The sequence below is a fragment of the Undibacterium sp. Dicai25W genome (assembly GCF_049340505.1).
Taxonomy (GTDB): Bacteria; Pseudomonadota; Gammaproteobacteria; order Burkholderiales; family Burkholderiaceae_D; genus Undibacterium; species Undibacterium jejuense.
This window is the reverse complement of record NZ_JBMPOQ010000018.1, coordinates 54,649-67,950: the sequence shown is the minus strand read 5'-3', so window position 1 is coordinate 67,950 and position 13,302 is coordinate 54,649. Positions and strand designations below refer to the sequence as shown.

Below are 13,302 nucleotides of genomic sequence, written 5' to 3'. Positions count from 1 at the left end.
CGAGTAGCAAATACCGAATTCAAAAAATATGAACGGCAATATGAATTTTATACGTTGAATATCTTGATAAACGTGCTGTAGTCTGGATAAATTAGTATCCAAAAGAGAATATATTTTTTTAACTTTTTTATTATATTATTTAAAAATAAACATAATGCGAAGAAAAAATACATCCCGTATTTTTTTCGTTTTAAAAAATAAAGTATAAAAAATAGAACGTAATTAGTAAATTAATGGCAGAAGATGGAAGATTTTAAATAAAATTAAGAAAGAAAAGGATTAATCATTCATCTGCAACGCAAATCAAACCTGGTGATCGCTCTTAGCATTACGATCGCACTTCATGCATTTTTTTGGTTCGCGTTGAACGTTAAATTACCTTTTCATCACGATCAACAGCGAGTTTTGTCTACGCTGATCATTGTAAATACGGCAAAACTTCCAACTCCCTCGCGACAGCAAACGTCTGTGTATAACAGTTCAAAGCCTTCATATCACACAAGACCTAAGTCTGAATTAAACAAGCATGTTGTTCACAGTGAGTCAGATAACAATACTGAGAACAATATTTCTGTACAAGCAGACAACACAGAACGCCAATCTAGTCCTCAGCAAACCGGACTGACACAGCAAGCACACGCAAATGCCGGCAAAATTTTTCTGGAGTTAAGTCAAAATGAACGTCGCTCCCTGTATCAACTAAAACCGACTACATTTGAAGAAAAGTTGGCCAAAGACATACAAAAATCCGCAATGAAAGACTGCCAAAAAGACTATGCTGACAACCGTAGTACAGCGGTTATTATTTCCTTAACAGCCCTGGTCATCTATGACACGGTGACGAATAAATGCAAGTGGAGATAACACCCGCGCAATTAAACGCGTTTAATTCACAGGCAAATCACCATTATCGACTTTGAAAACGCCGGAATACCGGAACAATTGCCCGAATAAAGGATGAACAAGTCGAAAATCCATCATGAAATGGTACTCATCAATAGCCCGCTCTTCTATGCTGGTATGACCGAGCACCAGCGATTCTGGAACAGGCAGCAGCCATTTGCCGATCTTAACTACATAACGCACACCAGCATAGCGAACCATGCCATCCGTGGCATAAACTGCCATTTGCAAACCCAAGAAAGAATTTACAAATTCGATCAATTGATTTCCGCCTGCTGATACCAGCACGCTCTGAAATCGAATAATGCTTTCATCAGGAAAGATAAAAGTTCTGTTCCAGTACTGCTGTTGATGAATGACGTACTTATCCACAGTCACTGGAATTTGCTTTCCACGACGGTTCAATAAGGCGCCAAACAAGCGCAATACATTCAGATAAACCTGCATCAGCCATGGATATTCGATGTCCATGTGTCCCGTCTCGTGTAATTCACCACTACCGTAATGCGCCTTTAAAGCGACCGGTAATTTGTTCCAATCATCGCCTAATGCATTTTCTACGAGGCTTTTCATCATGCCACCCCTGGTAAATGTTTGAATACCATTAAAGCGACAACCATCACCATAGAGGCAAAAGCAGGAACGCCTAACCAGAACCACATTTTCGCCAAATGCCAGTAGTCAGGGCTTAAATTTGTTGATTCTTTTAGTGCAAGTTCAGAGATTTTTTGCATACGAATTTGCAAGTAAACAACGGGTAACCAACAAAGACCAGCTAAGATATATAAGCTCAGACTAGTGATAATCCACGGCTCTGTGATTGACCAGCCAGCGATATGCACCATCAACAAACCACTCACAGGTTGAAAAATCACACAGGGCGTCGTGAAGATCCAATCAGCTAACACCACATGTTTATTGGTGACAGCAATATGGGCAATGACGCGGCTACGATCAGCCATCCATTTGTAAAACGCGCTTCCTAAACCCGTGCCGAATAAAAGCACCATACTCAAAATATGCAAAGTTTTGATCAGGCTGTAGCTCATGATGTTTCTCCATTCATCAGTTTTTCTCTAAAAAATAGTTCAGTTGCAACAGGAGTTAGTGAACGGCCAAGTAGCTTTAATGTTGGAGCAACATCTGCGACATAACTCGCTTCTAACATCCGAAAATTGTCGGGATGAAGTAAAGGGTGCAGAAATCGCCCCAAAAATAAGCTGGTCATAGCGAAGTTGCGTGGAATAGGAATCAAACGGGCTGGTTTCAAATTTTGTGCTCTACGTATCATTTGTAAGAGCTCAGCAAAACCAATTGCTTGCGGTCCGACGATATCAATCGATTGCTTAATTTCACAATTTAGCAAGGCATTGACAACGACGGACGCGAGATCAGCGATGTAAATAGGTTGAAGAAGTTGATGCCCACGATTTATAACCGGAATTACATTTGAGCTCGCTAGTTGCATCAATAGTGAAGTGCTGCTTCCTCCATTGCCACAAACCAGTCCGGGCCGCAAAATCAGCCAGTCAAGATCCAGACTACGCAAAAATTGATCAGCTTTTAGCTTACTGCGATGATATTGCGAGAACGCACCCATCTCAGTTCCTATTGCTGAAATCTGGATTACACGTCGTATGCCTGCTTCCTGACAGGCTTTGAACAAAGCAGTGGGCGCGAGCGCATGAATCGCCTCAAAACGCTGCGTACGGGTCTCTCCAATGATTCCTACCGCATTGATAACGGCATCGATGCCATCCAAATGCCTGAACCAATCGCCCGGTACCAGCATGTCGCAAAAATTGATACCGTTGCGGCGTGAAATGGGTTTGACGGTGTGTCCAGCAGAAAAAAGTTCATCACAAATGTGACTTCCCAGAAAACCGCTGGCGCCAGTGAGCAATATATTCATCTGGATGTCTCCAGAGAATAAACATTTTGGGCAATGTGTTTGGATAGTGAGCTATTTAATAAGCTATTTAATAAGCTATTTACAGCTGTGTTGATGAATGATTCAACGAAAGTAAAATTCGTCGTCAGATGCGTATTCATTAAGGGCTCCAATATTGTAAGAAGAGCCTATAGTTTTATGGAATGCGCAGGATCAGACTTCCGGAAAGATAAAAATGGGATAGTTTTTGGTTCCAGAATGATCAGTCAGGAACCAAAATAGCTTCAAAACGAACTTTTAGTTCTTCTTTTAGCTAGTTGAGGATGAAGAATTTAACTTGCGGTATTGCCCAGGAGGCATACCTTCGATTTCCCTGAATGCTTCGTAAAATCCTGATTGCGAAGAGAATCCAACATTTAAACCTACCGAGAGTACTGATGCTGAGACTTCATTTTTCAACATGACTTTAGCTGCATTGATACGTTGCTCACGTAAATAACGCGAGAAGTTTTTGCCTAATTTCACGTTTATTAATTCGGAAGTTTGATGTGTAGTGAGTTCAAGTTGGTGAGCTAATTCCGCCAGGCCAAGTTCAGGGTTGGTATAGATTTTGTTCATCTGCATCAGTTTATCTAGCTTTGATAATGCCGATGCACAATCGATGTTGTTTAAGGTTGACGAGGCATAACTGGCGCTTTCACGTACTTCAAGCGATAAATCAGGTCTGATACCGAGCGCAATTTGTACCATAAAAAAAGCCAGACCTATCGCTATTGAATATAAATTAAAAAATAATTTATCTGGCAATGACGTGCGTAATAGCCCGAGAACCGCGACCGCAATGGCAATGATAAAAACGCCACCGAGTAACAGAATTTCATGTTTAAAATTTTCCTTCTCGCTGCGTAGTTGCAATACACTATTTGCCAACCAGGCCAGGTAAGTTGCTCCCAACAGAAATGCAATAGGAAGCGCTAACCATGAAGCCAATAACGGTGAGACGGCAATTGGTAGCAAATGTATTACATCGATCAGTTTAGGGTTTTGTCGAGTATTTTTGAGTAAAATTGGTTTGCTAAATAGAAAAAACGCTGGGGCAATAATAAACAGCAGAACGTTGTAGCCCTTCTCAGATACCCAATTCAGATCTGCATAAAGCCAGAAAAAATGCGTGACTTGCAAACCGCACAGGCCAGCAAGTAAAACCAATCCCATATAGCGCGAAAACACTAAATCCTGATAGTGCGTTTTATTAAAATGCGTGATGGCTAACAGCACAGAGCTACAAAGAGAAAAGCCGATCAACAAAATTGCAATTGCAGTAACTAGCGATATCAATCGAAGGTCCTTATTATGTTCATACTGCTCATAAAACATGGGCGCGTCGTTTCTTATACTCACGTGCCGCAAACCATAGTGCAGTTTACAAACTGGCATAACAATCATAAATCAAATGCATAAAAAAAAACGAGGTTCGAAGAACCCCGTTTTTTTTGTTCAATACCGCTAATAAAGCACGTTATCAGAAGCTATAAGCAATGCCTGCTGAATACAAAATAGGATTCAGTTTAACGTGTGTAGTACGTTGAATACTACCAGTCGTCGCGACCATATCAGTGCTAACGTCCGCAGCAGCGATATTGGCATTGATGTACCAATGGTCGGCGATTTTATAGTTCATACCAATAGTAGCCGCCAAGCCTGTATATGAAGAAAGCGTTACGCTAGTTGGGCCACCAGAAGCAAGATTTCCTGCTGGTTGAGACGTAATGTCATAAAACTTCGTATAGTTAAGACCCAGACCAACGAATGGACGGAACTTTGAACCGCTTTCATTGAAATGGTAATTAGCAAATACCGTTGGCGCAAACTGTTTTACAGTTGTAATCACACCAAATGGCGCTAAGTTGCCACGACCGAAAATATTATGCTTTGGTGGAACACCGCCTGCGAATGCTACTGCCCAATGGTCACTGACCATATGGGACAAACCAAACAATACAGTCGAAGCACTACCTACTGTCAAACCCGCTGGTTGTGGGGTTAAAAATGCTGGTCCGTTCGATGCAAAGTCTGGTGAACTGGAATTAACCGCAATATAACCAAAACCTGCAGCAACCAGATTTTTGTCTTCAGCTACTGCCGACAAAGAACTTAAACCCAAAATAGCACACAATGCGATATGTATTTTTTTCATGATTGCGTCTCCTAATTACTTCGCAAATTGTTGGAAGAAACCTGCAGCCGCAGCATTGCAGAACGGTGGAACCAATGCGCCGTGGTATTGGCTAAGCACTGTTGCTTGAACTTGTGCTGGTGTCTGACCGGCAGCAGTAGCAGCAGCAGCAACTTTTGCTTTGGCTGTTGCAAATCCAACTTTAGCCGCCGCAAATGGATCTGCAGCGCTGGTAGGAGATGAATCAACGTCAAGTACGCTTAAGTAAGGAGCACCAAAACCATTGCCTGCCAAGAAAGCTTGTTCAGCTTGAGTACTTGCGAAGAACACTGTTGGATCATTTTTACCACCGCACAGCAGCACAGGAACGGTTGGTACTGGCAGAGTACGCAAATCATTTGCGATCGCTGCTTGTCGTACAGTATTGCTAGGTTTGCAGTTTAAAGGCGTCGCTGGCGTTGTCGTATTTGGACAAGGATTGGCTTTAATATCTTGCAAAAATCCCAATGCAAAATTATCTGATACCAAATTGCCTGAACCATAGAATGGTGCTAACTGCGCTGGCAATTGGCCACCGTAAGTAACTTGACCAATAACTCCGCCATAAGTAGACGAAAACATCGCTGTCGCAGGCAAAGCACCTGATGTATACAAATCAGTGATGCTTGCGTAGTTACCAGGAATCAAAGATTGTATTGTTGCAGCATATGGTGCTGCATAGATATTGGAAGCATCGCCACCAGCGCCATAGATATTGCCATAGTGTGCTTGCCATGCATTGGTAATCAATGGCAAGAAAGCAGTTCCACCTAAGTTTGGCTGTTTAGCAAAAATTGCGTCAGCGAGTGCAGATGTCGCGTATGGACCAGAACCGCCTGCCAATGCTGTTACTTTAAATTCGCTTGAATAGTTATTTTGCATCGATTGTTGCGTCGCCAAAGCAACGTAACCACCTTGGGAATAACCAGTCAGGAACAATTTACCAGAATCTTGAGCACCAATATTTGGGAAAGCCTGGCGTGCAGCGCGCAAACTATCGATGACGTCATTGGATTGCTGTGAGGCATCCAGATAACCAGTATATGGCAAGGAAGATAAATCGTAGCCGGCATAGTTTGGTGCAACGACGATGTAACCTTGCGCAGCAAAAGTAGCAGCAACCAGAACGGCTTCTTGATTTGATTGCAAGTTAGCCATATTGAATGATTTAGTTACTGTTGTTCCGTGTGCGTAGACTACCACTGGGCGTGGACCTGCGCATTGTGCAGCAGAGCCAGAAGGAACAAAAATAGCACCGGTAGCTGTAGCTGGTTCACCTTTGCTACCAACGGTGTTGTACTTCATGTAATACGTAGAAATGGAGCAAACTGGTGTACCCGTAATTTGAGTCAGACCAGGTTGTGCTGCATTTAACATCGCTGCAAATGTAACTGGATCCAGTTGTGGAACGGCTGTGCCATTTGCCTGTGGAATTGGTACCAGATTTGGTGGGTTTGCGACCAGAACACCGCGTGCTGTGCTGGTACTAACTGTTGGGCCGGCAGATCCACCGCCGCCACAGGCGCTCAACAGGGCGGCTGTGAGCAAGCCCAGGGTCAAATTGATTTGACGCATTTTTTTGTCTCCTTAGTAGAATTATTTGCAAGTAATGGAACGGTCGTCCTAAAACTCGTTAATTAGTATCTCACCCGACAATAGGAGTGAATAGCCAATAGAGCAATTCTAGAGGAAATCCTCTCAAAAAAAACAACGCCTCTTGAGCTTTTTGTCGTAGAGCGCAAAAAAAAGAGATGATTATTTTTAAATTTTTATTAAAAAGAAAACTTTTTAATAAAAAATTGTATTTTTAATAAATAAAATCAATGAACCTTCATTTTGCCGCTACATTGGTTCGTGACACAAAAAAGCCCGGCAAAAAATAACTTTGCCGGGCTTTTTGCTTGAGTCCGCATCGTTACGAGCAACACAGAATCAGCATAGAAAGAAGTTTAACTTGCCATACTCATCAAACTCGCATTGCCACCAGCTGCCGTTGTATTGACGCATAAAGCGCGCTCAGCGACCAGGCGCCACAATGGTATCTCGACGTTGTCGTGGGTTTCGATCACGGAAACGATAGCACCGTCACGTTCTGCAAACATCGATTTATACGCATTGAGCAATGCACCTTCAACCAGCGCGATTTGCGCATCACTCTCTTTTGCTTCGGCAGTGTGAATCTGGCTACGTAACTCTGCCGGGAAATTCGCCGGCAGCAAAGCTGCTGATTGCACAGGCATCACAGCCGTGTTGCCAGTCGCCAGTGTTGCAGCTAATTGATTTAACAAACAAGCTAAGCTAGTAGCAGCACAGAAAATCTGACCGCGCGGCGCAAAAGACAAAGTATTTCTTTCACCGGTAGGGCCTGGTAAAACCTGGGTTACCTTGTATGGACTGTGATGAATATATTGTTCGCCTAACACGGCAAGGTTGTTCAAGCCATTCGCTTTCGCCCATACCAGCATCGCATCTAATGGCGTTGGCGCCTGACGTTCGTACACGGTATGTCCACCCAGGCCAATGTGTGGTGTACGTTGCAAACGTTTCAGGTACAGCGGACCACCAGCTTTAGGACCAGTACCGGATTTGCCTTCGCCACCGAATGGTTGCACCCCAACCACCGCACCAACGATATTGCGATTCACGTAAATATTGCCCACATGGGCGCGGCTGGTAATGAAGTTGATGGTTTCATCAATACGAGAATGAATGCCCAAAGTCAGACCAAAACCCGTGCCATTGATCTGATCAATCAAATTTGGCAACTGATCGCGCTTGAAACGTAAGATGTGCAAAACCGGACCGAAGACTTCTTTTTTTAACTCAGCCAGATTCGCGATCTCCATGACAGTTGGTGCCACAAACGTACCCTGGCGGCAGGATGCTGCTAAATCCAAAGAGTAGAATGTTTTTGCTTTATCGCGCATGTAGTCGATGTGCTTTTGCAAATTGCTTTGTGCTTCAGCATCAATCACCGGGCCGATATCAGTAACCAAACGGTCTGGCTGCCCGACACGCAATTCTTGCATTGCACCGTGCAGCATCTCTATAGTCTTGTCGGCAATGTCTTCTTGCAGACACAAAATACGCAAAGCAGAACAACGCTGACCAGCACTATCAAATGCTGAAGACAAGACGTCATTGACAACTTGTTCTGGTAACGCGCTACTATCAACAATCATTGCGTTCTGACCGCCAGTTTCGGCGATCAATGGAATATCAATGCCTTCAGCGATCGCACGTTTTGTCAAAGTACGATTGATGATCTGAGCAACTTCCGTAGAACCCGTAAAAATAACGCCTTTGACCCGTGCATCAGCCACCAGCTGTGCGCCAACGACCTCACCTGTGCCAGGCAAAAACTGGACGGCAGCACGCGGTACGCCCGCTAGATGCAATAACTGTATGGCCTTGAATGCGATCAATGGCGTTTGTTCAGCAGGTTTGGCCAGTACTACATTACCTGCAGCCAAAGCGGCACTCACTTCACCAATAAAAATCGCCAGCGGGAAATTCCATGGGCTGATACACACGACAGGACCCAACGCCTGGATATTCACCTGTGCTTCTACTTGCGCGGCGTAATAGCGCAAAAAGTCGACCGCTTCTCTGACTTCTGCTAGCGCATTTGGTAAGGATTTTCCTGCCTCACGGATCGCCAGAGCCATGAAATCCATGGTTTGTGATTCCAGCAAATCAGCCGCTTTTTTCAGATAAGAAGCACGAGTTACAGGTGCGGTTGCTTGCCACTCTAGTGCAAAATGCTGTGCCGAATAAAGCGCATTTTGAACGTCCTGCGTATTAGCTTCCATGACTTCGCCAACTACATCGGATTGATTGGCTGGATTTAATACAGGGCGGCTCTCGCCGATACTAATCTCACCCGCTAACAATGAAGTTGCGGTAATTTTTTGTTGAGCAGATTGGACGAAATGTGCAGAAATTTCTTGTAAAGTGATTTCATTGGAAAAATCCAGACCGGCAGAATTCTTACGTTCTTTCCCAAATAAATCTGCTGGCGCAGAAATACCAGCATGTGGTTTGCCGCCGAGTTCACGTGCCACTTTGATCGGATCAGCGATCAGGGTATCAATCGATACGCTTTCATCGACAATTTGATTGACGAAGGATGAGTTTGCACCGTTCTCTAATAAGCGACGAACCAGATAGGCAAGCAAAGTCTGATGAGAGCCCACGGGTGCATAAATACGGCAAGGCTTATTTAACTTGTCTTTTCCTACCACCTGATCGTATAAAGTTTCGCCCATACCATGCAGGCATTGGAATTCATAATCGGTCACCCCTGCTTGTTGAGCCCAGGTATAAATGGTCGACAAGGTCAGTGCATTATGGGTAGCGAACTGTGGATAAATCACCTCGGTGGCGCCCAATAATTTTTGTGCACAAGTCAGATAGGACAAGTCGGTGTATACCTTGCGGGTATAGACGGGAAAATCACTCATGCCATCCACTTGAGCACGTTTGATTTCTGCATCCCAATAAGCACCTTTCACCAGACGCACCATAAACTTGCTACCGCTACGACGTGCCAGATCAATCAGATAATCGATTACGAATGGGCAACGCTTTTGATAGCCCTGCACCACAAAGCCCAGACCTTCAAAACCTTTAAGATCAGGATCAAATGCAAGTGCTTCCATCAAATCGAGCGACAGTTCCAGACGGTCGGTTTCTTCTGCATCGATATTGAGACCGATATTGTATTGCTTGGCAAGTACCAGTAATTTTTTCAATAAAGGCAGTAACTCCGTCATTGTCCGATCACGTTGTGCACGCGAATAACGTGGATGCAAAGCCGACAGTTTGACGGAAATACCCGGACCATCCTTAATGCCACGACCATTGGATGCTTTACCGATAGCGTGAATTGCGGTTTCATACGAGTTGTAATAAAACGCTGCATCTTTGGCGGTCAGTGCCGCCTCACCCAACATATCGTAAGAATAACGATAGCCGCGCTTTTCATTGTCCTGACTATTTTTGATTGCTTCTTCAATCGTTTGGCCAGTCACGAACTGATTGCCAAGCATACGCATCGCCAAATCCACGCCTTTACGGATCAGTGGTTCGCCACCTTTGGCGATCAGGCGGGTCAAGGCGGCACCAAGCCCGGTTTCGCTATTGGTGCTGACTAATTTACCCGTCACCAATAAGCCCCAGGTGGCAGCATTAACAAACAATGATGGTGATTCGCCCAGATGCCTGGCCCAGTCACCTTTGCTGATTTTGTCGGCGATTAAACGATCTGCTGTTTGATGATCCGGAATGCGCAGCAAGGCTTCTGCCAGACACATTAACGCGACACCTTCTTCTGAAGAAAGCGAAAACTCGTGCATTAAGGCATCCACACCGGAGGCGCGAGTACGCTGCTCACGTACCGCACTGACTAATTGGTGTGCGAGTTGTGCAACATCTTTCTGTAAATTGTCATGCGGGTCGACTTGCGAAAGTAACCATTGCACTGCGTCAACTTCATTTCGGCGGTAAACTTGCGTAATAGCTGCTCTCAATGGGCTCGCAGGTGGTAAAAGCTCAGATTGGAGCGCGGAAAATGGGGTGGAAGTAGTAGGCACAGTGGTCGCAATCATATAAAAATAATCAAAACAAATATGATTTCATTGTATAGATGCTCTTTGAGGATTAATTCTGGTATTGAGAACATATATCGAAATTTTCTTTTTTGTGAGAAAATAATACCGAATATTATTAACCCCTCACTTGACGATTTTTGACTTCTTATGCTCGACAAAATCAGTAAAAGAATTCTGGCCGAATTACAAAATGATGGCCGTATCAGCAATGTAGAACTGGCGACCCGCGTTAACTTGTCGCCAGCCGCCTGTCTCGAACGCGTGCGTAAGCTGCAAGAGTCAGGTTACATTCTTGGTTATACAGCGCAACTTAACCCACATTTGCTTGATGTGGCTTTGTTAGTGTTTATCGAAGTAGTTTTAGATCGCACCACGCCAGACGTCTTCGATGCGTTCCGCCGCGGAGTGCAAGCCATTCCAGAGGTTCTGGAATGCCATATGGTTGCTGGTGGCTTTGATTATCTGGTCAAAGCACGTGTCAAAGACATGAATGCTTATCGCGATTTCTTGGGTAAGTCTTTATTGCAGCTTAATGGTGTGCGTGAAACACACACTTATGCTGTAATGGAAGAAGTCAAAAATACTAGTTGCCTGCCTATTAAGTAAAAAAATAGGCTAAAGTACACAAACATAGCATTAAATCGAGAACACGTAGAGCAGAAAATTTGTCAGCAAATTCAGATAGGAATCTCCTATGGAACGCCTGAAGAGATTAGAAGCTGTGCAAGATGTTGTGTTAGAAATCAGCCGGATATCTGCGTCCTGCAACGACATCGGTGATTTTCTGCAATCTGTTCATCAATCAATTAGCCGCCTCATGTATGCGGCTAATTTTTATGTTGCAATCTACGATGAGGCGCAAAACAGTTTGCGTTTTGTATATCGTGTGGACGAAGTTGACACCTTTCCTGACGCCTCGCAAAGCTTCACTTTAGCCAGTCCTGAAGAGTCTCCTACTGCCTGGGTCATTTTAAATCGTCAGCCACTGTTTATGACCGCTGCTGACGATGAAGCCCGTGAACGAGAAAACCGGGAATGGGGAAATGGCACGCGCGCTCAATATTGGATGGGTCATCCCTTATTGGATCAACAGCGCAGGGCACTTGGCGCCATGGCGATTCAAATTTATGATAAACATCATATCTATACTGAAGAAGATCAGGATCTGTTTGGATTGATTGCCGGACACGTATCCACCGCTCTGCAAAACCTAATGAGTGTTGATCGCTTAGAGCAAGCGGTGAAGCAACGTACGGCTATGTTAGAGCATCAGGTTGAGGAACGTCGCAAAGCAGAATCTTTGCAAAGAGCACTGTATCAAATTGCTGAATTATCGGTCTTTGCTTCCGCTGAAGACAGAAAATTTTCGCGCCTACACCAAATTCTCCAGGAGCTGATGGCAGTTCCCAATTTCGTCGTCGCTCTTTTTCATGAAGACACGCAGGAATTTAGTGTTGAATATTTTGTCGATGAAATTGATGATGATGCGACAGGTAGCCGTTTTCCACTTGGTGCTGGAATGACCTCTTATGTCGTTCGTAAGAAACAAGCGCAGCTCATTAATCAAACTACGCTGAGTGAGTTAATTCAACGTGGCGAGATTCAAGTTTTAGGAAATGTATCAGCCTATAGCTGGATCGGCGCCCCTTTGTTTGCTGATGACCGTTTATATGGTGTGATCATTATTCAAAGTTATCAACCTACTTTGACTTATACACAGGCTGATCTGGAGTTGATTGCCTTTGTTGCTAATCACGTAGCTGCCGCTTTTGCGCGTATTACGGCAGATGAAGAAGTGCGCCAGGCTAAATTAGAACTGGAACAAAAAAACAATAAACTTAATTTGGCGCTGGAGAACCTCAAAACCGCGCAAGCAGAATTAATTGGTCAGGAAAAACTAGCGTCATTAGGGCGTCTTGTCGCCGGCGTTGCGCATGAAATTAATACTCCTTTAGGTATATGTGTTACCGCCACTAGTCACATGGTGGAAGAATTGAGTTGCATCAAAAAAGATTTTGCGGAGGGTAATTTAAAAAAAGATGGACTAACCGACTTTTTAAGTGTTCTCGATCAGGCTTTACGTATCACCACTACCAACATTCAGCGTGGTGCGGATTTGGTGAAAAGCTTTAAGCAAGTCGCCGTAGATCAGTCTTCGGAAAGCATACGCGAGTTCGATATGCATCAATACCTGGAGGAAGTCTTATTTTCTCTTCAACCAAAATTAAAGGGTAAAAAATTCGAAGTCAGTTTGGAATGCCCGAAGGGCATCAAAATGAAAACCTATCCCGGTGCTATTTCTCAAATCATCACCAATCTGATCACCAATTCTTTATTACATGGTTTTGAGGGCGCAGATAAAGGGAAAATGCAAATTCATGTTGAGCTCGACGACGAGAGTCAAGGACACGTCGTGTTGCATTATCGCGACGATGGAAAAGGGATGACGAGTGCTGAACTGGAAAAGCTTTTTGAGCCTTTTTATACGACTAAGCGGGGCAACGGGGGAAGTGGCTTAGGCGCACATATTGTTTATAATCTCGTAACCGGGCCACTTGCTGGTCAGGTCAAAGTAAAGAGTGAGCCAGGTCAAGGATTGCAGTATCACATGAAGTTTCCGCTACATCGAATTATTCACCCTAATATCGCTACTATAAATTCTGACTGAATTGACACACTGT

Annotated in this window: 10 protein-coding genes; 3 read left to right on the top strand and 7 right to left on the bottom strand. The window is 44.1% G+C overall.

The window, feature by feature from the left end:
* Positions 1-405: 405 nt before the first annotated feature.
* Entirely contained in the window at positions 406-864 is a 459-nt protein-coding gene (locus ACO0KY_RS16310; protein WP_423047801.1) for a hypothetical protein, read from the top strand.
* A 21-nt stretch (positions 865-885) separates the two neighbouring features.
* On the opposite strand, the gene ACO0KY_RS16305 is transcribed toward ACO0KY_RS16310, so the two are convergent.
* The 7 genes from ACO0KY_RS16305 to putA form a co-directional block, all read right to left on the bottom strand.
* Entirely contained in the window at positions 886-1,476 is a 591-nt protein-coding gene (locus tag ACO0KY_RS16305; RefSeq protein WP_423047799.1) for a DUF4166 domain-containing protein, read from the bottom strand.
* Complete coding sequence (locus tag ACO0KY_RS16300) at positions 1,476-1,955, bottom strand: DUF2269 family protein (RefSeq protein ID WP_423047806.1); 480 nt, start codon at positions 1,953-1,955, stop codon at positions 1,476-1,478. The genes ACO0KY_RS16305 and ACO0KY_RS16300 overlap by 1 nt, the downstream gene beginning before the upstream one ends.
* Positions 1,949-2,815: a complex I NDUFA9 subunit family protein gene (locus ACO0KY_RS16295; protein WP_423047797.1), complete on the bottom strand. Its 867-nt coding sequence runs from the start codon at positions 2,813-2,815 to the stop codon at positions 1,949-1,951. The genes ACO0KY_RS16300 and ACO0KY_RS16295 overlap by 7 nt, the downstream gene beginning before the upstream one ends.
* A 288-nt stretch (positions 2,816-3,103) precedes the next feature.
* A complete protein-coding gene (locus ACO0KY_RS16290; RefSeq protein WP_423047795.1) occupies positions 3,104-4,132 on the bottom strand; it encodes a helix-turn-helix domain-containing protein in 1,029 nt (342 codons plus the stop codon).
* A 184-nt stretch (positions 4,133-4,316) separates the two neighbouring features.
* Complete coding sequence (locus ACO0KY_RS16285; protein ID WP_423047791.1) at positions 4,317-4,991, bottom strand: OmpW/AlkL family protein; 675 nt, start codon at positions 4,989-4,991, stop codon at positions 4,317-4,319.
* 15 nt (positions 4,992-5,006) lie between these two features.
* Positions 5,007-6,584: an alpha/beta hydrolase family protein gene (locus ACO0KY_RS16280; RefSeq protein ID WP_423047789.1), complete on the bottom strand. Its 1,578-nt coding sequence runs from the start codon at positions 6,582-6,584 to the stop codon at positions 5,007-5,009.
* 374 nt (positions 6,585-6,958) lie between these two features.
* Positions 6,959-10,618: a trifunctional transcriptional regulator/proline dehydrogenase/L-glutamate gamma-semialdehyde dehydrogenase gene (gene putA, locus ACO0KY_RS16275; RefSeq protein ID WP_423047787.1), complete on the bottom strand. Its 3,660-nt coding sequence runs from the start codon at positions 10,616-10,618 to the stop codon at positions 6,959-6,961.
* A 150-nt stretch (positions 10,619-10,768) separates the two neighbouring features.
* On the opposite strand from putA, the gene ACO0KY_RS16270 reads away from it, so the two are divergent.
* Together ACO0KY_RS16270 and ACO0KY_RS16265 are read left to right on the top strand one after the other, a co-directional pair.
* Complete coding sequence (locus ACO0KY_RS16270; protein ID WP_110254407.1) at positions 10,769-11,227, top strand: Lrp/AsnC ligand binding domain-containing protein; 459 nt, start codon at positions 10,769-10,771, stop codon at positions 11,225-11,227.
* 88 nt (positions 11,228-11,315) lie between these two features.
* Positions 11,316-13,289 carry a GAF domain-containing sensor histidine kinase gene (locus ACO0KY_RS16265; protein ID WP_423047785.1) on the top strand — a complete coding sequence of 658 codons (1,974 nt, stop codon included), beginning with the start codon at positions 11,316-11,318 and terminating at the stop codon, positions 13,287-13,289.
* Positions 13,290-13,302: the final 13 nt, after the last annotated feature.

Bases quoted from the DNA above. Each gene is read 5' to 3' on its own strand.
- putA (WP_423047787.1), bottom strand. From the start codon at position 10,618: ATGATTGCGACCACTGTGCCTACTACTTCCACCCCATTTTCCGCGCTC.
- ACO0KY_RS16280 (WP_423047789.1), bottom strand. From the start codon at position 6,584: ATGCGTCAAATCAATTTGACCCTGGGCTTGCTCACAGCCGCCCTGTTG.
- ACO0KY_RS16265 (WP_423047785.1), top strand. From the start codon at position 11,316: ATGGAACGCCTGAAGAGATTAGAAGCTGTGCAAGATGTTGTGTTAGAA.
- ACO0KY_RS16295 (WP_423047797.1), bottom strand. From the start codon at position 2,815: ATGAATATATTGCTCACTGGCGCCAGCGGTTTTCTGGGAAGTCACATT.
- ACO0KY_RS16305 (WP_423047799.1), bottom strand. From the start codon at position 1,476: ATGAAAAGCCTCGTAGAAAATGCATTAGGCGATGATTGGAACAAATTA.
- ACO0KY_RS16285 (WP_423047791.1), bottom strand. From the start codon at position 4,991: ATGAAAAAAATACATATCGCATTGTGTGCTATTTTGGGTTTAAGTTCT.
- ACO0KY_RS16270 (WP_110254407.1), top strand. From the start codon at position 10,769: ATGCTCGACAAAATCAGTAAAAGAATTCTGGCCGAATTACAAAATGAT.